At 72.0% G+C, this 21,321-nt stretch carries 22 protein-coding genes; 5 read left to right on the forward strand and 17 right to left on the reverse strand.

The features are described 5' to 3' along the window. The 5 genes from CCN72_RS24355 to CCN72_RS24375 all read right to left on the reverse strand — a co-directional run. A partial coding sequence (locus CCN72_RS24355) for a putative bifunctional diguanylate cyclase/phosphodiesterase (RefSeq protein ID WP_107430147.1) occupies window positions 1–2,236 on the reverse strand: 2,236 nt, incomplete at its 3' end. Window positions 2,237–2,496: 260 nt separating this feature from the next. Then, the gene (ligA, locus tag CCN72_RS24360; protein ID WP_086809597.1) at window positions 2,497–4,695 is read right to left on the reverse strand and encodes an NAD-dependent DNA ligase LigA; all 2,199 of its coding nucleotides are present in this window, start codon (window positions 4,693–4,695) and stop codon (window positions 2,497–2,499) included. A 15-nt stretch (window positions 4,696–4,710) separates the two neighbouring features. Continuing rightward, window positions 4,711–5,718 (reverse strand): methionine synthase, encoded by a 1,008-nt coding sequence (locus CCN72_RS24365; protein ID WP_086809599.1) that lies wholly within the window; start codon window positions 5,716–5,718, stop codon window positions 4,711–4,713. A gap of 105 nt (window positions 5,719–5,823) precedes the next feature. Then, window positions 5,824–6,522, reverse strand: coding sequence for an SDR family oxidoreductase (locus tag CCN72_RS24370; protein WP_086809601.1), 699 nt, complete (start codon window positions 6,520–6,522; stop codon window positions 5,824–5,826). 7 nt (window positions 6,523–6,529) lie between these two features. Further along, the gene (locus CCN72_RS24375; protein ID WP_086809603.1) at window positions 6,530–7,069 is read right to left on the reverse strand and encodes an LOG family protein; all 540 of its coding nucleotides are present in this window, start codon (window positions 7,067–7,069) and stop codon (window positions 6,530–6,532) included. Between the two features lie 51 nt (window positions 7,070–7,120). Here CCN72_RS24375 and CCN72_RS24380 point away from each other — a divergent pair, with 51 nt between their 5' ends. Together CCN72_RS24380 and CCN72_RS24385 are read left to right on the forward strand one after the other, a co-directional pair. Continuing rightward, window positions 7,121–7,444: a DUF427 domain-containing protein gene (locus CCN72_RS24380; protein WP_086809605.1), complete on the forward strand. Its 324-nt coding sequence runs from the start codon at window positions 7,121–7,123 to the stop codon at window positions 7,442–7,444. 37 nt (window positions 7,445–7,481) lie between these two features. Then, complete coding sequence (locus CCN72_RS24385) at window positions 7,482–8,264, forward strand: alpha/beta fold hydrolase (RefSeq protein ID WP_086809607.1); 783 nt, start codon at window positions 7,482–7,484, stop codon at window positions 8,262–8,264. Window positions 8,265–8,289: 25 nt separating this feature from the next. Here the strand turns inward: CCN72_RS24385 and mnmA are convergent, their stop codons facing one another. The 4 genes from mnmA to CCN72_RS39730 form a co-directional block, all read right to left on the reverse strand. Next, window positions 8,290–9,411 carry a tRNA 2-thiouridine(34) synthase MnmA gene (gene mnmA / locus CCN72_RS24390; RefSeq protein WP_086809609.1) on the reverse strand — a complete coding sequence of 374 codons (1,122 nt, stop codon included), beginning with the start codon at window positions 9,409–9,411 and terminating at the stop codon, window positions 8,290–8,292. Between the two features lie 314 nt (window positions 9,412–9,725). Then, on the reverse strand, window positions 9,726–10,895 hold the full coding sequence (locus CCN72_RS24395; protein ID WP_086809611.1) for a cysteine desulfurase family protein: 1,170 nt from the start codon (window positions 10,893–10,895) through the stop codon (window positions 9,726–9,728). Between the two features lie 95 nt (window positions 10,896–10,990). After that, window positions 10,991–11,269 (reverse strand): DUF4190 domain-containing protein, encoded by a 279-nt coding sequence (locus CCN72_RS24400; protein ID WP_086809613.1) that lies wholly within the window; start codon window positions 11,267–11,269, stop codon window positions 10,991–10,993. Between the two features lie 29 nt (window positions 11,270–11,298). Next, window positions 11,299–11,466 (reverse strand): hypothetical protein, encoded by a 168-nt coding sequence (locus CCN72_RS39730; protein ID WP_086809615.1) that lies wholly within the window; start codon window positions 11,464–11,466, stop codon window positions 11,299–11,301. 144 nt (window positions 11,467–11,610) lie between these two features. On the opposite strand from CCN72_RS39730, the gene CCN72_RS24410 reads away from it, so the two are divergent. Next, on the forward strand, window positions 11,611–12,237 hold the full coding sequence (locus CCN72_RS24410) for a TetR family transcriptional regulator (RefSeq protein WP_085566671.1): 627 nt from the start codon (window positions 11,611–11,613) through the stop codon (window positions 12,235–12,237). 39 nt (window positions 12,238–12,276) lie between these two features. Here the strand turns inward: CCN72_RS24410 and CCN72_RS24415 are convergent, their stop codons facing one another. The 5 genes from CCN72_RS24415 to CCN72_RS24435 form a co-directional block, all read right to left on the reverse strand. Then, window positions 12,277–13,056 (reverse strand): ABC transporter permease, encoded by a 780-nt coding sequence (locus CCN72_RS24415; protein ID WP_086809617.1) that lies wholly within the window; start codon window positions 13,054–13,056, stop codon window positions 12,277–12,279. Continuing rightward, window positions 13,053–14,048, reverse strand: coding sequence for an ATP-binding cassette domain-containing protein (locus CCN72_RS24420; RefSeq protein ID WP_086809619.1), 996 nt, complete (start codon window positions 14,046–14,048; stop codon window positions 13,053–13,055). The genes CCN72_RS24415 and CCN72_RS24420 overlap by 4 nt, the downstream gene beginning before the upstream one ends. A 99-nt stretch (window positions 14,049–14,147) precedes the next feature. Next, window positions 14,148–14,987 (reverse strand): DUF4097 family beta strand repeat-containing protein, encoded by an 840-nt coding sequence (locus CCN72_RS24425; protein WP_086809621.1) that lies wholly within the window; start codon window positions 14,985–14,987, stop codon window positions 14,148–14,150. A gap of 80 nt (window positions 14,988–15,067) precedes the next feature. Next, window positions 15,068–15,577: a toxin-antitoxin system HicB family antitoxin gene (locus CCN72_RS24430; RefSeq protein WP_086809623.1), complete on the reverse strand. Its 510-nt coding sequence runs from the start codon at window positions 15,575–15,577 to the stop codon at window positions 15,068–15,070. Between the two features lie 187 nt (window positions 15,578–15,764). Further along, on the reverse strand, window positions 15,765–16,655 hold the full coding sequence (locus CCN72_RS24435; RefSeq protein ID WP_086809625.1) for a LysR family transcriptional regulator: 891 nt from the start codon (window positions 16,653–16,655) through the stop codon (window positions 15,765–15,767). A gap of 154 nt (window positions 16,656–16,809) precedes the next feature. Here CCN72_RS24435 and CCN72_RS24440 point away from each other — a divergent pair, with 154 nt between their 5' ends. Further along, on the forward strand, window positions 16,810–17,175 hold the full coding sequence (locus tag CCN72_RS24440; protein WP_086809626.1) for a YybH family protein: 366 nt from the start codon (window positions 16,810–16,812) through the stop codon (window positions 17,173–17,175). Between the two features lie 24 nt (window positions 17,176–17,199). Here CCN72_RS24440 and CCN72_RS24445 read toward each other — a convergent pair whose 3' ends face one another. Further along, on the reverse strand, window positions 17,200–18,063 hold the full coding sequence (locus tag CCN72_RS24445; RefSeq protein ID WP_086809628.1) for a thioesterase family protein: 864 nt from the start codon (window positions 18,061–18,063) through the stop codon (window positions 17,200–17,202). A 159-nt stretch (window positions 18,064–18,222) separates the two neighbouring features. Here CCN72_RS24445 and CCN72_RS24450 point away from each other — a divergent pair, with 159 nt between their 5' ends. Further along, on the forward strand, window positions 18,223–19,527 hold the full coding sequence (locus tag CCN72_RS24450) for an alpha/beta hydrolase (RefSeq protein ID WP_086809630.1): 1,305 nt from the start codon (window positions 18,223–18,225) through the stop codon (window positions 19,525–19,527). On the opposite strand, the gene CCN72_RS24455 is transcribed toward CCN72_RS24450, so the two are convergent. Together CCN72_RS24455 and CCN72_RS24460 are read right to left on the reverse strand one after the other, a co-directional pair. Next, entirely contained in the window at window positions 19,436–20,095 is a 660-nt protein-coding gene (locus tag CCN72_RS24455) for a trimeric intracellular cation channel family protein (RefSeq protein WP_086809631.1), read from the reverse strand. The genes CCN72_RS24450 and CCN72_RS24455 overlap by 92 nt on opposite strands. Before the next feature lie 47 nt (window positions 20,096–20,142). Next, window positions 20,143–21,321: M1 family metallopeptidase (locus CCN72_RS24460; RefSeq protein WP_086809633.1), on the reverse strand; the 1,179-nt coding region annotated here is incomplete at its 5' end.

The raw sequence follows: 21,321 nt of genomic DNA on the forward strand, positions 1-21,321 counted from the left end.
TGGGTGAGCCGACGCTGGTCTGGCGGAAGCGCAGCCAGGCCGTCGCCTCCTCCGGCGGCATCGCCGCGGCCACCAGCCACCCCTGCACCGCGTCGCAGCCCAGGTCCCGCAGCCGCTCCCAGGTCTCGTCGTCCTCCACGCCCTCCGCGACGACCAGCAGCCCCAGGGAGTGCGCGAGATCGACGGTGCAGCGCACGATCTCCGCGTCCTCGGTGTCCACCGCGAGCCGGGCCACGAAGGAGCGGTCGATCTTCAGCTCGCTGACCGGCAGCCGCCGCAGATGCACCAGGGAGGAGTACCCGGTGCCGAAGTCGTCCAGGGACATCTTCACGCCGTGTCCGGTCAGCGCCGCGAGGGTGTCGGCGGCCCGCTGCGGGTCCTCCAGCAGGACGTGCTCGGTGATCTCCAGCTGCAACGCGCCCGCCGGTACTCCGTGCCGGGCCAGCCGCGCGGCGACCGAGCCCGCGAAGCCGGGCGTGTGCACATCGCGCGGGGAGACATTGACCGCGACCGGCACCCGGATGCCCCCCGACCGCCAGCGGGCGACCTGTTCGAGGGCGGTCTCCAGAACGTACTCGGTGAGATGGGGCATCAGCCCGGAGGACTCGGCGATCGCGATGAACTCGTCCGGCGGCACCTTCCCGCGCTCCGGGTGCACCCACCGCACCAGCGCCTCGAGCCCGGCCACCTGCCCGTCGAAGCGCACCTTGGGCTGGTAGTGCAGCTCCACCTCGTGCGCGTCCAGCGCCCGGCGCAGATCGCCGAGGAGGCCGAGCCGGTCCGGGGTGTTGGAGTCCCGCTTGGACTCGTAGACCTCGACGCCCGTACGGTCCCGCTTCGCCTGGTACATGGCCACGTCGGCCCGCCGCAGCAGCCCCTCCGCGTCCCTCGCGTGGTCCGGGAAGACGGCGACCCCGGCGCTGGCCTCCAGCACCAGGGTGAGGCCGTCGAGGTCGAGCGGGGAGCTGAGGGCGGTCACCAGGCCGCGGGCGACCCGCATCGCCGACGTGATGGAGTCGGCGACGGGCAGTAAGACCGCGAACTCGTCGCCGCCGAGCCGGGCCGCCTCCGCACCGCGCGGCAGGGCGAGCCGCAGCCGCTCGGCGATCTGCAACAGCAGCCGGTCACCGGCGAGATGACCGAGGGTGTCATTGACCGAACGGAAGCGGTCGAGGTCGATCAGCATCAGTGCGGAACGGGCGCCGATGCGGTCGGCGTCGTCCAGCGCGGTCCAGATCCGCTCCTGGAGCCACTGCCGGTTGGGCAGCCCGGTCAGCGGGTCGCGCAGCTGCTCCTCGGCGCGGGCCCGGGCCATCCACAGGGCGGAGTCGAGGGCGATGAGCGGGATGGCGAACAGCGGCAGCAGCACCGGCTGGGCGTCGGCGACCACGCACACCAGCGGCGCGATGCCGAGCAGCGCCACGGCCACCAGGCCCTGTCGGACCAGCGCGGGCCGGGGGATGCTCGGCAGTCCGTGCTCGCGCGGCGCGGTCAGGTACCACAGCAGGCCGCGGCCGACGCCGAGATAGGCGACGGCGGCCAGCGCGACCTCGGGCACCGTGGCGAGGCTCCAACTGTGCGCCCGCCAGGGCTGCTCCACGCTGGGCACCCGGCCGAGCGCGCCGAGCAGCAGGGCGGCCACGCCGATGCCGAGGATGTCCGTCGCGCCGTGCAGCACGCCCTGGCGCCAGCGGTGCCTGCGGGCGACGCCGACCAGGACGACGACGGTCAGGCTGACCAGGCCGGCGGGCACCCAGCCGTAGAGCAACAGCACGGCGAGGGTGAGGGCGGCGCCCGAGCCGGTGCCGCCCCACCAGCGGGCGCGGCCCAGCATCACGAGGTGGCCGACGATGATCCCGGTGAGCAGGGCCAGCGACCAGCCGGTGGTGCCGCACGGGAAGAGGGCGTGCCGGCCGCCGAAGGCGCGCAGGAAACCGGCGGCCAGGACGAGGGCGGCGGCCGCCGTGACGGCCGCGGGCAGCGCGGGCCAGGGGCTCGGCCGGCCCGCCTCCGGCTCGCCGCCGAGGCCGGCACCCGCACCCGCGAGGCCGGGCGAGGGTTCGATGGCGAGCGGCACCCGGGCGCCCGGCGGGGTGAGGGGGCCGGCCTGGGCCGGACGGACGCGCGGGCGCGTGCGGCCCCCGGCGCGGCCGGGCCGCAGGATCTCCCGCCAGGCGAGCGCGCGGCGGCGCAGGCGCAGCCGTGAGTCCGGGGCGACGCTCTCGGTCGGTTCCATTCCCGTCCCTCTCACAGCCGGCGGTGCCCACGCCACGCGGCCCGATGTCCGACACCATCGGCGGCTTCGCGCTGAAGAAACCCTTGCCGCGCCCGCGGCGGGCAGGGAAATGCCCCCGTCCGTCGCCGGGATCGGCAGGTGCACAACTCAACACTAGGCCGCGCGGGGCTTCCACGGGCACCGGTCGTCGGCGGTTGCCCGAATGCGCCCGGGGCCACCCGTATGCAACTGGTATGCGCCGAACGGGTGGCCTTCAACCGCTACTCCTCGGTCGGAAGCGCGGCCTCCGTCGCGGCGTCCGGGCCCTGCTCCAACAGGACGCCGAATCCGTCCTCATCGAGCACCGGAACCTTCAATTGCATGGCCTTGTCGTATTTCGATCCCGGATTGTCACCAACGACCACGAAAGAGGTTTTCTTCGACACCGAGCCGGTCACTTTGGCGCCCCGGCTCTGGAGCGCCTCCTTGGCGCCGTCCCGGGTGAAGTTCTCCAGCGTGCCGGTGACCACCACGGTGAGCCCCTCCAGCGGACGCGGACCCTCCGCCTCCCCGCTGACCTGGTCCTCCAACGGGACGCCCGCGGCCTTCCACTTGCGGACGATCTCGCGGTGCCACTCCTCGGTGAACCACTCCTTGACCGCGGCCGCGATGATGGGGCCGACGCCGTCGGTGGCCGCCAGCTCCTCCTCCGTGGCCTGTTCGATGCGGTCGACCGAGCGGAACTCGCGGGCGAGGGCCTGGGCGGCGACCGGGCCGACATGCCGGATGGACAGTCCGTTCAGAAAACGGGCCAGCGGACGGGACTTGGCCGCCTCGATGTTCTCCAGCAGGGCGAGGGTGTTCTTCTTCGGCTCGCCCTTCTGGTTGGCGAAGACCGTGACGACCTTCTCCTCACCGGTCTTGGGGTCGCGCTTGGGCAGCCCGCTGTCCGGGTCCAGGACGTACGCCTTGATGGGCAGCAGCTTCTCCACCGTCAGGTCGAACAGGTCGCCCTCGTCCACCAGCGGGGGTTCGGCCGGCTCCAGCGGGCGGGTCAGGGCTGCCGCGGCCACCCCGCCGAAGTGCTCGATGTCCAGGCACTCACGGCCCGCGAGATAGGAGACGCGCTCGCGCAACTGGGCCGGGCACGTACGGCCGTTGGGGCAGCGGAGGTCGATGTCGCCCTCCTTCATGGGCCGCAGCGGGGTGCCGCACTCGGGGCACTCGCCGGGCATCACGAACTCCCGCTCGCTGCCGTCGCGCAGGTCGACCACCGGGCCGAGGATCTCCGGGATGACATCGCCGGCCTTGCGGATCACGACGGTGTCGCCGATCAGCACGCCCTTGGCCTTGACGACCTCCTGGTTGTGCAGGGTGGCGAACTCGACCTCGCTGCCCGCGACGGTGACCGGCTCGACCTGGGCATACGGCGTGACCCGGCCGGTGCGCCCGACGCCCACCTTGATGTCGATGAGCTTGGTGTTGACCTCCTCCGGCGCGTACTTGTACGCGATGGCCCAGCGAGGGGCGCGCGCGGTGGAGCCGAGGCGGCCCTGGAGGCGGATCTCGTCCAGCTTGATGACGGCGCCGTCGATCTCGTGCTCCACGGAGTGGCGGTTCTCGCCGTCGTAGTGCGCGATGAACCCGCGGACGCCGTCGAGGTCGTCGACCACCCGGTTGTGCGAGGAGGTGGGCAGGCCCCAGGTCTTGAGGAGGTCGTAGGCCTGGGACAGCCGGGTCATGCCGCTGAAGCCCTCCAGCGCGCCGATGCCGTGCACCACCATGTGCAGCGGGCGGGTGGCGGTGACCCGGGGGTCCTTCTGGCGCAGCGAACCGGCCGCCGCGTTGCGGGGATTGGCGAAGGGCTTGTCGCCGGCCGCGACCAGCCGCTCGTTCAGTTCGAGGAACTTCTCCATCGGGAAGTAGACCTCGCCGCGGATCTCGACCAGGTCGGGGACCTCGTCGCCGCCCAGCCGGTCGGGGATGTCCGCGATCGTACGGACGTTGGGCGTGATGTCCTCGCCGGTGCGGCCGTCGCCACGGGTCGCGGCGCGGGTGAGGCGGCCGTGTTCGTACGTGAGGTTGACGGCGAGGCCGTCGACCTTCAGCTCGCACAGGAAGTGGTAGGTCTGGTCGCCGAGTTCGCGGGCGATGCGGTCGGCCCAGGCGGCCAGTTCCTCGTCGTTGAAGGTGTTGTCGAGGGAGAGCATGCGCTGGCGGTGCTCGACCGCGGTGAACTCCGTCGCGTAGGACCCCGCCACCTTCTGGGTGGGTGAGTCGGGGGTGCGCAGTTCGGGGTACTGCTCCTCCAGCGCCTCCAGGGACTTCAGGAGCTGGTCGAACTCGGCGTCGCTGACGACGGGAGCGTCCTTCACGTAGTACCGGAAGCGGTGCTCCTCGATCTGCTCCGCCAGCTGCGCGTGCCTGTCGCGGGCCTCGGCGGGCACCGCCGTGGTCTCCGCCTGCTTGTCGCCGGCCACCGTGTTGTCCTCCCGTTACTCTGGGTTGTCCGCGAGGGATCTCGCCGCCTGGACGCACTGGGCGAGCGCCCGGCGCGCATAGGCGGGGGAAGCGCCCGCGAGACCGCACGCCGGGGTGAGGGTGACCGCCTCGGCGAGCAGGCCCGGGTGCAAGCCCAGCCTGCGCCACAACGTCCTGACACCCATGACGCTACCGGCAGGGTCTGACAATGGGCCGTCCGTGCCGGGCACGACACCGGCGAACAGCCGGGTGCCCGCCTCGACGGCCTCACCGATCACATCGTCGTCACGCTCGGTGAGAAGCGCGAAGTCGAAGGAGACGGCGTCGGCGCCGGCCCGGCGCAGCAGCGCGAACGGGACGTCGGGGGCGCAGGAGTGGACGGCGACGGGTCCGTCCGGGTGGGCGCCGATGACGTCGCGCAGGGTGTGCTCGACGAGTTGGCGGTCGACGGCGCGGTGGGTGCGGTAGCCGCTGGCGGTGCGGACCTGGCCGCGCAGTACGGCGGTGAGCGAGGGCTCGTCGAGCTGGAGCAGGACGCGGGCGCCGGGCACCCGGCGCCGTACCTCGGCGAGATGCAGCCGCAGTCCCTCGGCGAGGGAGGCGGCGAGGTCGCGGCAGGCGCCGGGGTCGGAGAGGGCGGCCTCGCCGCCTCGCAGCTCCAGGGCGGCGGCGAGCGTCCAGGGCCCGACCGCCTGCACCTTCAGGTCGCCCTCGTACCCCTGGGTGAACTCCTCCAGCGCGTCCAGGTCCTCCCGCAGCCAGCCCCGCGCCCGCCGGGTGTCCCGCCCCGGCCGGTCGCCGATCCGCCAGCCGCTGGGCTCCACGCGCGCGTACAGCTCGACCAGCATCCCGGCGGTCCGGCCGATCATGTCGGCGCCGGGGCCGCGGGCGGGCAGTTCGGGCAGGTACGGGAAGTCCTCGAAGGATCCGATGACGGTCTTGACGGCCTCCCGGGCGTCCCCGCCCGGCATGGACCCGACCCCGGTGGCCCCGGCGAACCTGAACACGCTGTTTTCGCTCACCGGAGAAGCCTACGGAACCGGCGGGCGCGGCTCGGCGGCACGGTCGGGCGGTCAGGCCGGCGGCCCGGCCGGCCGTCGGGTCAGCGGCCCGGTCGTACCGTCAGCTCAGCGGCCCGGTCGTACCGTCAGATCATTGACCTCGGCGTCCCGGGGCAGGTCGAGGGCCATCACGATCGTCGTGGCCACCGACTCGGGGTCGATCCACTTGCCGGCGTCGTACTCCTTGCCCTCCTGCTGGTGCACCTTGGCCTGCATGGGGCTCGCGGTGCGGCCCGGGTAGACGGAGGTGACGCGGACTCCGGAGGCGTGCTCCTCCTGGCGCAGGGCGTCGGCGAGGGCCTTGAGGCCGTGCTTGGAGGCGGCGTAGGCGGCCCAGCCGGCGTGTGCGGCGAGGCCCGCGCCGGAGTTGACGAAGAGGACATGGCCGCGGGACGCGCGCAGCTGGGGCAGCAGGAGGCGGGTCAGCTCGGCGGGGGCGAGGAGGTTGACGTCGAGCTGGTGACGCCAGGACCTGGGGGTCAGTTCGCCGACCTCGCCGAGGTCCACCACGCCGGCGACGTGCAGCAGGGAGTCCACCCGGTCGGGCAGGGTCTGGTGGGAGAACGCCCAGGAGAGCCGGTCCGGTTCGGCGAGGTCGCCGACCAGGGTGCGCGCCCCGGGGAACTCCGCGGCCAGTTCCTTCGCGCGGCCCGCGTCGCGCGCGTGCAGCACGAGTTCGTCCCCGCGCGCGTGCAGCCGGCGGGCGAGGGCCGCGCCGATGCCGGAACCGGCCCCGGTGATCACATGTGTAGCCATACCCGCCATGCTCGCATCAGCGGGTGCCCAGCTGCTCCTCCAGGTAGGCCAGCGCACCGACCGGCTCCTCGGCGAAGAAGACCAGGTCGGCCAGGGGGCGGGGCAGGAAGCCCTCCTCCTCCATGCGGCGGAACTGCTCGCGCAGCCCGTCGTAGAACCCGGCCGTGTTCAGCAGCACCACCGGCTTCTGGGTGCGGCCGTGCTTCTTCAGCTCCAGGATCTCGGTGGCCTCGTCCAGGGTGCCGGTGCCGCCCACCATGATGACCACGGCGTCGGCCTTCTCCAGGAGCAGCTTCTTGCGCTCGGCGAGGTCGGGGGCGATCACCATCTCGTCGGCGGCGGGCCGGGTCTTGTTGGCCAGGAACTCCACGGACACGCCGACCAGCCGGCCGCCCGCCTCCTCCACCCCGTCGGCGACGACCTTCATCAGACCGACGTTGGAGCCGCCCCAGACCAGGGTGTGGCCGCTCTTGCCGATCAGCTTCGCGAACTCACGGGCGGGGCGGGTGTACCGCTCGTCGAGGTCGGCGGCGGAGAGGAAGACACAGATGTTCATGGTCCCCACCGTACGCGGGAAGAACCGGGGGCCCGCCGGCGCTGTCCAGGTATGGCCGAAGGACACATCATCACCATCGAAGCCGGCGAGCGGCACGTGCGCGTGGTGCACGGCGACCAGGTGCTCGCGGAGACCGACCGCCCCCTCGTACTGCGCGAGACGGGCTGCCCGGATCGCTACTACATCCCGGCCGAGGACGTACGCCTCGACCTGCTGACCCCGTCCGGGACCCACACCGTCTGCCCGTTCAAGGGCACGGCGTCCTACTGGTCGCTGCCGGACGCCCCGGACCTGGTCTGGGCGTACCCGGAGCCGAAGCCGGACGTCGCGCCGATCAAGGACCACCTCTGCTTCTACGACGTCGACGTGTCGTGACCGACGAGTCCGGCGTCGTGCGGCAGTCTGCACCGACATGGACAAGAAGACGACTTCACGCGACGGAACCTCCCTCGCCTACTCGGTGAGCGGCCGGGGGCCCGTGGTGATCCTGGTGAGCGGCGCGATGTCCACCGGCGGCACCCTGGCCCCGCTGGCCGAGCGGCTCGCGGACCGGGTGACGGCCGTCGTCTACGACCGCCGGGGCCGCGGCAGAAGCGGCGACACGGCGCCGTACGCGGTGGACCGCGAGGTCGAGGACCTGGCCGCGCTGCTGGAGGCGGTCGGCGGGGACGCCGCGCTGTTCGGCGTCTCCTCCGGCGGCGCGCTGGCGCTGGAGGCGGCGGCGAGCGGGCTGCCGGTCACCCGTACGGCGGTGTACGAGGTGCCGTACGCGGACCATCTGGCGGACGGCGCCGCGCGGGAGGCCGCGTACAAGCGGGACCTGGGACAGGCGCTCGCGGAGGGCCGGCACGGGGACGCGGTCCAGCTGTTCCTGCGGCTCACCGGGCTCGGCGAGGAGATGATCGAGCGCGCCCGCCAGTCCCCCATGTGGCCGGGTCTGGAGGCCGCCGCGCCGAGCCTCGCGCACGACGACGCCGTGCTGGGCGACGGGCTGCTCCCCCGTGCCCGCCTCGCGGCCGTCTCCGTGCCGCTGCTGGCGGTCGTGGGCGGCGCGAGTCCCGAGTGGATGCGGCGGTCCTGCCGGGACATCGCGGACGCGGTGCCCGGCGGCGCGTACCGGGTCCTGGAGGGTCAGACCCACATGGTGGAGCCGGAGGTGCTGGGGCCGGTGCTGGCCGACTTCTTCGCCGCTTAGGCAGAAGGGCGCCTTGAAACGGCGGTCACGCCGCCGTCGTCGCCCGGGTGGTGGAGGCGATGGTGGCCGAGCCGACGACGCGCGTGCCGTCGTACAGCACGATCGCCTGGCCGGGGGCGACGCCGCGGACCGGTTCGGTGAAGGTGACGCGCAGTTCGCCGTCGACCGGCTCGGCCCGCACCTCGGTCTCGCCGCCGTGGGCGCGCAGCTGGGCGGTGTAGGTGCCGGGGTCGGTGGGGGCGGTGCCGCACCAGCGGGGCTTGATCGCGGTGAGGGCGGTGACGTCCAGGGCGGCGGCCGGGCCGACGGTGACGGTGTTGTCCACCGGGGAGATGTCGAGGACGTAGCGCGGCTTGCCGTCGGGGGCCGGGGTGCCGATGCGCAGGCCCTTGCGCTGGCCGATCGTGAAGCCGTACGCCCCCTCATGAGTGCCCAGACGGGCGCCGGACTCGTCCACGATGTCGCCCTCGGCCTTGCCGAGCCGCCGGGCGAGGAAGCCCTGGGTGTCGCCGTCGGCGATGAAGCAGATGTCGTGCGAGTCGGGCTTCTTGGCCACCGCGAGGCCCCGGCGCTCGGCCTCGGCGCGGATCTCCTCCTTGGTGGTGACCGTGTCGCCGAGCGGGAACATCGCGTGCGCGAGCTGCTTCTCGTCCAGGACGCCGAGCACGTACGACTGGTCCTTGGCCATGTCGGAGGCGCGGTGCAGCTCGCGGGAGCCGTCCGCGCGGACGATCACCTGGGCGTAGTGGCCGGTGCAGACGGCGTCGAAGCCGAGGGCGAGCGCCTTGTCGAGGAGCGCGGCGAACTTGATCTTCTCGTTGCAGCGCAGGCAGGGATTGGGGGTGCGGCCGGCCTCGTACTCGGCGATGAAGTCCTCGACGACGTCCTCGCGGAAGCGGTCGGCGAGGTCCCACACGTAGAAGGGGATGCCGATGACGTCGGCGGCGCGGCGGGCGTCGCGCGAGTCCTCGATGGTGCAACAGCCCCGCGCGCCGGTGCGGAAGGACTGGGGGTTGGCGGAGAGCGCGAGATGGACGCCGGTGACGTCATGGCCGGCTTCCGCGGCGCGCGCTGCGGCGACGGCGGAGTCGACCCCGCCGGACATGGCGGCGAGGACGCGGAGGGGGCGCTGCGGGGTCTCAGTCATAACCCTTCCAGGGTACGGGCCCCGGAAAAATCATGGGCCGGGCTCTTTATGTCTGGTATGGGCGGGATTACTCTGGTTGCAGACCTACGAGACGAGTGAGGGAGTCCAAGCGGAGTAGCCGACGTCAGCGTGAGACCGCGAGGGATCCGCTGGTGCCGACGTCGACGCTCGGGCTGAGAGGCCGGAAGGTCGCAGGACGGACCGGAAGGCGACCTCCAGACACCTGATCCGGACCATGCCGGCGAAGGGAACCCGCCTCGTAGGTCGTTTTCTGTGCCCTTCTCCGGTTTGCGTGCCCTTTTCCGGTCGCGGGTTCAGGTGAGACCGGCCGCGCGGGCGCGTTCCACGGCGGGTCCGATGGCCCCCGCGACCTCGTCCACGTCCGCCCGGGTGGAGGTGTGGCCGAGGGAGAAGCGCAGGGTGCCGCGGGCCAGGTCGGGGTCCACACCGGCGGCGAGCAGGACGTGGCTGGGCTGGGCGACGCCCGCGGTGCAGGCGGAGCCGGTGGAGCACTCGATGCCCTGGGCGTCCAGCAGGAGCAGCAGGGAGTCGCCCTCGCAGCCGGGGAAGGTGAAGTGCGCGTTGGCGGGCAGCCGGCCGCCGGGGGCGGGGTCGCCGCCGAGGATCGCGTCCGGTACGGCGGCCAGCACGGCCTCGGCCAACCGGTCGCGCAGGGCGCCCACTTCACGCTCGAAGGCACCGCGCCGCTCCGCCGCGAGGCGGCCGGCGACGGCGAAGGAGGCGATGGCGGGGACGTCCAGGGTGCCGGAGCGCACATGGCGTTCCTGGCCGCCGCCGTGCAGGACGGGCACGGGGGTGTGCTCGCGGCCCAGCAGCAGGGCGCCGATGCCGTACGGACCGCCGATCTTGTGCCCCGAGACGGTCATCGCGGCCAGGCCGCTGGCGCCGAAGTCGACGGGGACCTGGCCGAAGGCCTGGACGGCGTCCGCGTGCAGCGGGACACCGAACTCGGCGGCCACGTCGGCGAGTTCGCGGATCGGCATGATCGTGCCGATCTCGTTGTTGGCCCACATCACGGTGGCCAGCGCGACATCCTCGGGAGCGCGGGCGATGGCCTCGCGCAGGGCGTCGGGGTGCACACGGCCGTGGGCGTCGACGGGGAGGTACTCGACGGTGGCGCCCTCGTGCTCGCCGAGCCAGTGCACGGCGTCCAGGACGGCGTGGTGCTCGACGGGGCTGGACAGCACCCGGGTACGGGCGGGGTCGGCGGCGCGGCGGGACCAGTACAGGCCCTTCACGGCGAGGTTGTCGGCCTCGGTGCCGCCGGAGGTGAACACGACCTCGCTGGGTCGTGCGCCGAGCGCGTCCGCGAGTGTCTCGCGGGATTCCTCGACCGTACGACGGGCCCGGCGGCCGGAGGCGTGCAGGGAGGAGGCGTTGCCCGTGATGCTCAGCTGCGCGGTCAGAGCCTCTGCCGCCTCCGGGAGCATCGGGGTGGTCGCGGCGTGGTCGAGGTAAGCCATGGTGGGGAGATTCTACGGCGCGGCCTTCTCCTCGGCGGTGCGCCCTCCGTCAGCCGCACCCGCCCTTCCCCGTCGCCGTACGTGCCGTCGGCCGGTCACAGGCTCCAGGAGACCGTGTTGGAGACCTGGATGGCGATCAGCAGGACCGCGAGGTCGGCGACGCCCAGGGCCAGGCCCAGGTAGGCGCGGCCGCGGCGGGCGGTGCCGCGCCACAGGGAGACCGCGGCCAGGGCGATGGCGATCGGGCCGAGGAACAGGTTCAGCACGAGGAGGCCGAGAAGGCCGAGGATGAAGGACGCGACGGCCATGCCGTCGGCGTCACGGGTGCGGGCGGGGGCCTCGGTGCGGCCCGTGGCCGGTGCGGTGAGTTGCATGGTGCTCGACTCCCGATGGTCGGTGGCGGTCAGTTGGCCGAGGCGCGCCGGCGGCGGCCGATCCGCTCGCGGACGGCGAAGACGCCGAGCCAGACGGCGATGACGGCGGCCAGTGCGCCGGTGACGGCCAGCGGCGCGTGGGCGACGGTGCCCAGCACCACACCGAGCAGCATGAGGGCGGCGACAAGGAACAGCATGGGATCAGATCCCCCTCCGAGATGCCTCGCGTTCCAGCTCTGTAAAGTTTCGGTGAACAGTTGTAGTAACACTTGTTCACTGACTTTGAGTCTAGCGCGTCCGACGGCTTTTCAATTCCAGAGAACAGTTGTTAACTGGATGACATGAGTCACACCCTCGGCACCCGGCAGGCCCAGAAGCAGAAGACCCGGCAGGCGTTCCTCGACGCGGCGCTCGCGCTGCTGGAGGAGCAGAGCCTGAGCAGCCTGGGACTGCGCGAGGTCACCCGGGCCGTCGGGGTCGCCCCCACCGCCTTCTACCGGCACTTCCGCTCGATCCCCGACCTCGGCGTCGCCCTGGTCGACGAGGCGCTCGGCAGCCTGCACCCGATGGTGCGCGAGACGGTGTCCACGACCGGCGACAGCGAGGAACGCATCTCCCGCGCCGTGGAGTTGATCGCCCACTACGTCGCGGCCCACCCCTCGCACATCCGCTTCATCGCCCGTGAGCGGCACGGCGGGGTGCAGCCGGTGCGCGAGGCCATCGGCGGTCAACTGGCCCGGTTCGCCGAGGAGGTGAAGGCCACCCTCGCCCAGGACCCCGAGGCGGCGGGCTGGAGCGACGACGACGTGCTGATGCTCGCGCGGCTGTACGTCGACCAGATGCTGATCAGCGCCTCCCTGTTCCTGGAGGCGCTGGAGCGTCCCGCGGACGAGCGGGACCGGGTGGCCCGGCTGGCCACCCGGCAGCTGCGACTCATCACCATCGGCCGCGATCACTGGCTGGACTGAACACCCTTACGGTTTCGTCCAGTTGGTCCGTCCGAGCCGTCAGCGCTTGGTGCCGCTGTTGAACAGCGAGCGCGACCAGAGGTAGCCGATCAGCGCGATCCCGGCGCACCAGGCCAGCGAGATCCATCCGTTGTCGCCGATCGCGGTGCCGCAGAGCAGTCCGCGCAGCGTCTCGATCACCGGTGTGAACGGCTGGTTCTCCGCGAACCAGCGCAGCCCCGGCGACATCGACCCGGCCGGCACGAACGCCGAGCCGAGGAACGGCAGGAACTGGATCAGCAGCGGCTTGTTGCTCGCGGACTCGACCGTCTTGGAGATCAGGCCGAGCGCCACCGACAGCCAGGTCACCGCGAACGCGACGGCCGCGAGCAGACCGGCCGCGGCGAGCCACCGCAGCGGGCTCGCCCCGGAGCGGAAGCCGATCGCGAGGGCGACGCCGACGACCGGGACGCAGCAGAGCATCGTCTGGATGACGCTGCCGATGACATGACCCGTCAGGAACGACGAGCGCGTGATGTCCATGGTGCGGAAGCGGTTGATGATGCCCTCGGTCATGTCGTTGCAGACCGCGATCGAGGTCGACATCGAACCGGCGGCCACGCCCATGACGATGATCCCGGGGGTGAGATAGCCGATGTAGGCGTCCCGGCCGCCCATGCCCGCGCCGATCGAGCCCCCGAAGGCGTACACGAACAGCAGCAGCATCAGGATCGGCATCATGGCGGCGCCGAGCCCCACGGAGGGGTAGCGGATCGCGTGCTTGAGGTTGCGTCGCAGCATCGTCCGCGAGTCGTGCACGGCGTGGGCGAACGTGCTCATCGGTTCTCCTTGAGGTGCAGCGGGGCACCGGATCCCGCGGTGCCCTGGCCGGTCAGGGCGAGGAAGACGTCGTCGAGGTCGGGGGTGTGCACGGAGAAGCCGGCGGCCCGGATGCCGGCGGCGTCGAGCCGGTCGAGCAGCGCCCGCAGCGCGTCGAGTCCGCCGTCGCCCGCGACCCGCAGGGCGAGTCCGTCGTCGTCCCGGGCGGCGCCGGGGAAGGCACCGGCCGCACGCTCGTACTCGGCGGAGTCGGTGAACCGCAGCCGTACATGACTGCCGGGGATGCGCGCCTTCAGCTCGTCGGCGGTGCCCTCGGCCACGATCCGGCCGCCGTCCAGCACGGCGATCCGGTCGGCCAACTGGTCGGCCTCCTCCAGGTACTGGGTGGTGAGGAAGACCGTCGTACCGCCCGCGACCAGCTCGCGCACCATGTCCCACATGGTGCGCCGGCTGCGCGGGTCGAGGCCGGTCGTCGGCTCGTCCAGGAAGATCACCTGGGGGTCGCCGACCAGCGTCATGGCGAGGTCGAGCCGGCGCCGCATGCCGCCGGAGAAGGTCGCGGCCCGCTTGCGGGCGACGTCCGCGATGCCGAACCGTTCGAGCAACTCACCTGTACGGGCGCGCCCTTCGCGCTTGCCGAGGCGGAGCAGGTCGGCCATGAGGAGCAGGTTCTCCTCGGCGGTGAGCAGGTCGTCGAGCGCGGCGAACTGCCCGGTGACCCCGATCGCGGCGCGCACCCGGTCCGGGGCGGTGCCGATGTCGTGGCCGGCCACCTGGGCCTGCCCGCCGTCGGCGGCGACGAGCGTGGAAAGGATCTGCACGGTGGTGGTCTTGCCGGCCCCGTTGGGCCCGAGCAGCGCGAACACGGTCCCGGCCGGGATGCGCAGATCGATGCCGTCAAGGACGGTCTTGTCGCCGTAGGACTTGCGCAGGTCGAAGGCGGAGACGGCGGCGGGTGGCCGCACATCACCCTCCCTCCTTGGCGTGGGCATGACAGAAGAAGGCATGACGCCCCCCGTTCGAAGGCTGAGGTGGAGTGAAGAAGAGCGTGCGAGGGACGAAGGTGAGGTGCGCGGGGCCGGTACGGCGGCTCAGTGCCGGGCGCGGCGCACGTCGATGTTGCCGTAGCGGGTACGGGCGCGGACCTTGACGGTCTCCTCGGACTGCTCGGGGGTGCCGGAGGCGGTGAGCGTGTTGCGCACATGCCCGAGCTCGGAGCTGACGTCGAGCCAGGCGGCGGTGCCCGCGCGGACGCCGACCTCGATGGCGCCGTGAGAAGTCTCCAACTGCACGCTGCCGCGCACGACTTCGGCGGCGCGCAGGGTGCCGTGGGCGGTGGTGGCGACGACATCGCCCTCGGCGCACTCGATGTCGATGTCGCCGTTGGCACCGTTCACCCGCAGCTCGCCGGTCACGACGCCGACGACCGTGCTGCCGTGCGAGTTCTTCAGCACGGCGGGGCCATGGACGGTGCCGACGCGCAAACTGCCGGAGCTGGTGGTGATCTCGGCGCCGCCCGCGACCCGGTCGACGCTGATCGAGCCGTGGGAGACGGTCAGCTTGAGCGGCCCGGCCGCATCGAGGCGGACATCGCCGACCGAGGTCTTCACCCGGGCCTCGCCGAGCCCGCCCTCACCGAACACCTGGACCCAGGAGCCGCTCACATCGACGCGTGAGCCCGTGGGCAGTTCGACCGTCACCTCGACGGTGCCGCTGGGGCCGATGAAGGTGCGCTCCTTGGTCCGCACGCTCAGTTCGCCGTTCGTGTACGTGACCTCCGTCTGCTCGGCGGCCCGTGCGTCCCTGCCCCGCTTGCCGCCGGGCAGTACCTCCACGACGGTGTCGGGGCGGTCGCTCGCGATGAACCGGATGGAACCGGCGCCCACATGGGCGGTGACCGAAATGGGTCCGGGAGTGTCGAAAGCAGGCATGGCTGTGCCGTCCTCATGAGTCCTTGGGGCGTCCCCGCTGGTGGGACGTGGTCTGAGTGAAGCGGTCGGGCGGGGTGCGACTAGCGCACCCAGCCCGTGAAGCTCTGTCCGAATGTCTGGGTCTTCTCCGCCGGGCGCGGCCGGGCTCCGCCGTCGACCGCGGCCGACACCGCCCGCACGAGCCAGGCGTTGACGGACAGCCCCTCCCGGCTCGCGGCCTCCTCGGCCCGCGCCTTCAGCTGGGCCGGCAGCCGCAGATTGACCCGGGCGGTGCCGCCCTCGTCGGTGTCCAGGGGCGCCTGCGGCGGCGCGACCGGCTCGGCGGCGGCCTCGACGGGCCCGCCGGTCTCCGGCAGCGTCACCACGAAGTCGGGATCCAGCCCCCGCAGCCGCACATCGACCGAGCCGGGCGCCAGGTCCCGGGTGATCTCGTCCATCGCCGCGGACAGCACATTGAGCATCGTCAACCGGGCCGCCGACTCCAAGGGTGCGGTCAGCCGCTCGGCCAACTCCCGGGCGTCCTCCCCGCCCGCTTCGGCGGCGACGGAGAGTTCGCGACGGAGGTTGTCGACATAGGGGGTCAGGTCCATGACGCCATCATGGCACCACAATGGTGCCATGCGCAAGGGAGAATGGCGTCACACGCACGGGAATCCACGGCGGCCGTCGACACCAATACCCTGACCTGCGCAGATGCGGGAATGAAACCTCGTGCACCAAGGTGGCACCGGGCGGTGCCATGTGGCACCAGATGACGCCACGTGGTGCCACATGGCGCTAGGCGCGCGCCGGACCGGCGAACGCCCGGCGGCTGTACGCGAGCAGTTCGCGCACCGCAGGGCCCTGTCCGTCCTTCCAGATCAGCGCGAGCAGCGCGGGGGTCTCGACGTCCTCGATCAGGCGGGCGGTGAGCCGGTCGCCGTAGCGCGCGGCCATGGACTCGCTGAGGACGGCGACCGCGAGATCGCGGGCGGCGAGGCCGGCGATGGCGTCGGCGGCGGTGGCCTGGAGGGCGATCACGGGGTGGAGGTCCCGCGCGGCGCACGCCTGGTCGAACACCGTACGCAGTCCGGTGCCGGGCGGCATGCACACGATCGGGTGGGCGACCAGCTCGGACAGGGCGACGCGGGGCCCTGCGGCCAAGGGATGACCCGGCGGTACGGCGGCGACGAGCCGTTCGCTGATCAGGGTCAGCGCCTCCAGGCCCTCCGGAGCGGCGGCCGCGGCACCGACCAGCGCCAGGTCGACGGCGCCCGCGCGCACCCCCTCGACCAGCCGGTCGGAGTTGTCCTCCAGGAGCGAGAGCTCCACCCCGGGGTGGTCCCGGTGGAACGCGGCGAGGGCGTCGAACAGTGGGGTCACGGTGCAGCCGACGACCATCCCGACGGTGAGCCGGCCCCGGATCAGATCGCTCACCTCGCCCACCGCCTGCCCGACCGCCCCGGCCGCGGCGAGCGCGGTGCGGGCGTGGGCGAGCGCGGCCTTGCCCGCGACCGTGAGCGTGACCGTCCGCGCCGAGCGGTCGAACAGCTCCGCCCCCAGCTCCCGCTCCAGCCGGCGGATCTGGGCACTGACGCCGGACTGGCTGATGTGCACCCGCTCGGCGGCCCGGGTGAAGTTCCGCTCCTCGGCGACCGCGACGAAGTACTCCAGCTGCCTCAGCTCCATGACTCCGGATTCTAGTTCTCAGAAGTTCCATCTGTTGGACTTCTGATCGGCCCGCGACCAGGCTGGGAGGCGTCGAGAGACGGTGACGACGACAGACGGTGTCGGCGGACAGCGTCGTCAGGCATCACGGACAGACATCACGGAGGAGGAAGCCGTGCCCGAGTACGAGAAGGCCATGCGCCCCGAGGACATCACCCGCTTGTTCGTCGAGCGGTCCAACGCGGGGGACGCGGCCGGGGTCGCCGCGCTCTACGAGGAGGACGCGGTGCTGGCGTACCCGCCGGGCGAGCGGACCGTGGGCCGGGAGGCGATCCGGGAGCTGTGGGCGAAGGTGCTGGCGAACCGGCCCCGGTTCGAGCCGGAGCCCCCGCTGCCCACGCTGGTCAGCGGCGACATCGCGCTCACCGCGACCCCGCCGAAGGACGGGACCGGCGCCCGCGCCCAGGTCGCCAGGCGCCAGCCCGACGGCAGCTGGCTGCGGCTGCTGGACCAGCCGGAGTTCGTGACGCCCGCCCGTTGATCCCGGGCCCCGGGCGCGCCCGGGTCAGGCCAGCCTGACCCGCGCCAGCTGGCGGGACTGGGCCACCAGCCGGTCCTCGCTGTCCCAGACCTCCGCGTCCTCCTCCAGGAAGCCGCCGGCGAGGTTGCGGGTCGTGATGGCGACGCGCAGCGGGCCCGGGGCGGGGCGGTGCCGGATGTGGGCCGTCAGTTCGACGGTGGGGACCCAGCCCTTGAGGCCCATCTCGAAGGCGGTCGGCGGCAGCGCGTCCACGGCCAGCAGCAACGAGAGCGGGTCGGCGTCCCGGCCGTCCGCGAGGCCGAACCAGGCGCGCATCTCGCCCTTGCCCGAGGGCTGCCCGATCGCCCAGCCGACGGTGGCCGGGTCCAGCTTGAGCAGCAGCCGGTCGGTGATGGCCGAGACGCCCTTGAGCGGGTCGGGGCCGTCGGCCGGGCCGAAGCACTGCTCGTAGGGCGGGATGGCGGGCGGCTTCGCGGTCGTACGGACGTCGTCGGGGAGGCCGGCGAGGTCGCCGTAGGAGGCGAGGACGCGGATGCGCTCGACCTCGTTGCCCTCGTCGTCGTACTGGAAGAGCGAGGCCTGGCCGGTGGAGAGGGTGCGGCCGGTGCGGACGGTCTCGGTGCGGATCACGGCACGGCCCGGCCGGGACGCGGTCAGATAGTGCGCGGAGATGGTGAAGGGATCCGGGTGCGGCAGGGCGTCCCCGAGGGCCCGGCCGAGCACGGCCAGCAGATAGCCGCCGTTGACGGCGCCGAGGATGGTCCAGCCGGCCGAGAGGTCGATGTCGTAGACCCCGGGCTCGCGGCGGACGACGGCGGTGTCGCGGTCGAACTCGCTGTCGCCGGTCACGGCCCGCGACGGGGAGGGCGCGGAAGCTGCTTCTGCCATGCCCGAACGGTACAACAGGCAATTACTAAGCGGTAGCTTTCCCGTGTCACCACCCCTCGCCGTCACGGTAGGATCACAGGAGGTGAGGTTTCGGCAATTTCTCGGTAAGTGTCAGGACACGTCCGTAACCCCGGGGCCTTGTTTTCCCTCTATCGGGACATGAGCCTCACCGGGACTCCGTTCCTCTACACGACCGTCGTGCTGGCCGTGATCGCCCTCATACTGCCGCTTCTGCTGTGGTCGAAGATGCGCGGCCCCAAGCACCTGCGCACCGTCGCCCGCGTACTGATGCTGCTGTTCGCCCAGGGCACGGCCGTCACGCTGGTCTTCGTGCTGGTGAACAACCAGAACAACCTGTACGACAACTGGGCCGACCTCTTCGGCACCGGCAGCCATGTCGAGCAGGCCGCCGACCTCGGCCGCGACGGCACCGGCGGCATAGCGGTCAAGCACCTGCCCAAGGTCAAGCAGACCTTCGAGCAGGCCACCGGGCCCGGCATGCACTCCGCCGGCGGCGTCCGCGTCACCCAGCTCAAGGGCCGGGTCTCCGGCGTCGACGCCGAGGTCTACGTCTGGCTGCCGCCGCAGTACGACGACCCGGCGTACAGGCACAAGAAGTTCCCGGTGGTCGAGGTGCTGCCCGGCTACCCCGGCTCGGCGCGCGCCTGGTTCGGCTCGATGAAGGCCCATGAGCAGCTGCTGCCGCTGATGAAGAGCGGCCAGGTCGCCCCCTTCATCATGGTCGCCCCGCGCACCAACCTGCTGGCCGGTGTGGACACCGGCTGCGCCAACATCCCGGGGCAGGTCAACGCCGACACCTGGCTGAGCATCGACGTGCCCAAGATGGTCATGGACAACTTCCGTGCCCAGCCGGCCCCGCAGGGCTGGGCCATCGCCGGGTACTCGGCGGGCGCCCAGTGCGCGGTCAAGCTGGCCGTGGCGCACCCGGACCGGTACAAGGCCGCGGTGAGCATGTCGGGCTACAACGACCCGATCGGCGAGCGCAACTCGCTGGCCGCGCAGAACCCCACCCTGCGCGCCGAGAACAACCCCTACCTGCTGCTGAAGAAGGCCACCGTGCCGCCGCCCATCGCGCTCTACCTCTCCGGCGAGTCCGGTGACGGCTACGAGGCGGGCATGGCCCTGGAGTCCGTGGCCAAGGCGCCGACCACCGTGCACGTGGTCTTCCTGCCGAAGAGCGCGGGCGGTCACACGATGGCGCTGTGGCGGCCGCAGGTGCCCGACGTGTTCCGCTGGCTCACCCTCCAGATGGGCCAGAGCCACGCCAAGGGCCGGGACCACTCCGTCCCCGGCACCCCCGGGACCGGCGTCGGCGCCCCGGCCGGGACGGCCGCGGCCGGGAGCACCGGTACTACTCCTCGGTCACCGTCGACCGGCGGTTCCACGCACGCGGAGCTCGCCAGTGGTACCGCATCGCGAGAAGACGCAGCGCAAAAGCGGTGACGGCCGCGATCCCACTGGTGAGGGGGGTCAGCGCGTCGTAGCGAATGCACAGCACCACCATGCCCGCGCCGACCATCGCCGGGACCGCGTACAGATCGCGGTCCCAGCGCAGCAGCGAGGGCACCTCGTTGGCCACCAGGTCGCGCAGCACACCGCCGCCGACCGCGGTGGCCAGGCCGAGCGTCGCCGACGCGGTCAGGCCGAGGCCGTAGCCGTACGCCTTCGTCGTACCGCTGACGCAGAACAGGCCGAGGCCGGCCGCGTCGAAGACCAGCACCGCCGTCTGGATCCGCTCCACATGCGGGTGCAGGAAAAAGACGACGAGCGTGGCGAGCAACGGGGTGACGAAGTACCCGAGGTCCGTGAAGGCGGCCGGGGGCAGGGCCCCGATCACCACATCGCGGAAGAGTCCCCCGCCCAGCGCGGTGACCTCGGCGAGCACGGCGATGCCGAACACGTCGAAGTTCTTCCGGACGGCCAGCAGCGCGCCGGAGATCGCGAAGACGAAGATGCCGATCACGTCGAGCGTGTGCTGGACGGAGGGGCTGAAGAACTGTTGGAGCTGCACCCTGACATTCTCACCTGTCGAGCGGGCTGAACCTTACAAAGCCAGGCTCACAGGGCGGGTTTACCTGTGGTGAACAGCCAGGTGTCGAACAGATCACCGAGTTGCTGTCCGCTGATCCGCTCGGCGAGGCGGATGAAGTCGGCGGTGTCGGCGTTGCCGTGCCGGTGCAGCCGGGTCCAGACGGGGAGCAGCCGGAAGAACGCCTTGTCGCCGATCCGCTCGCGCAGCACCTGGAGGGTCATGGCGCCGCGGTCGTAGACGGCGTCGGCGAACATCGTGTCCCGCTGCGGGTCGGCGACCTTCGTCTGCCAGAAGTGCGAGTCGGCCGGGTACGAGTCGTAGTCGGCCAGGAACGCGTCACGGGCGGTGCGGGTGCCCCGGTGCTCGGCCCACAGCCACTGGGCGTAGGTGGCGAAGCCCTCGTTGAGCCAGATGTCCTTCCACTGGGCCACGCTCACCGAGTCGCCGAACCACTGGTGGGCCAGCTCGTGCACGATGGTCGTCTCGTTGCGCACGGCGGAGTACGCCGGCTTGGACTGCACCTCCAGCGAGAACCCGGCCTCGGGCATGTCGTCCACGATCGCGCCGGTCTCCTCGAACGGGTAGGGCCCGAAGATCTTCGACCAGTAGTCGGTGGCCTCCGCGGTGACCGCGTACACATCGACCTTGTTCGAGTTCTTCAGGACCGGGTCGACGGCGACGTAGATCGGGATGCCGCCGGGGGTGCGGCCGGTGCGGACGTCGAACTTCCCGATGGTGGCGGTGGCGAGATAGGTCGCCATCGGCTCGGACTCCCGCCAGTGGGTGTACGTCGATCCGCCCCGGTCGCGCGTCGACACCAGCCGCCCGTTGGAGACGGCGGTCAGACCCTTCGGCGCCTTGATCCGGATGTCGTAGGTCGCCTTGTCGGAGGGGTGGTCGCTGGACGGGAACCAGGTGGAGGCGGCGTTGGGCTCGCAGGCGACGAAGACACCGTCGGGCGTCTTCATCCAGCCGTACTCGGAGCCGAAGACGATGGGCCCGGTCAGGGGCCGGGGCACACCGCCGTAAGTGACGCGCACGGTGAAGCGCCGGTTCCTGGCGAGCGGGCCGCGCGGGGTGACGGTGACCTCGGCGCCGTCCCGGCTGAACCGGGCGGTCCGTCCGTTCACCTCGATCCGGGTGATCTCCAGCTGCTGGAGGTCCAGATCGAAGGAGGAGAGGTTCTGGGTGGCGCGGGCGGTGAG

It is taken from the genome of Streptomyces murinus, from assembly GCF_002154555.1.
GTDB classification, from domain to species: domain Bacteria; phylum Actinomycetota; class Actinomycetes; order Streptomycetales; family Streptomycetaceae; genus Streptomyces; species Streptomyces murinus.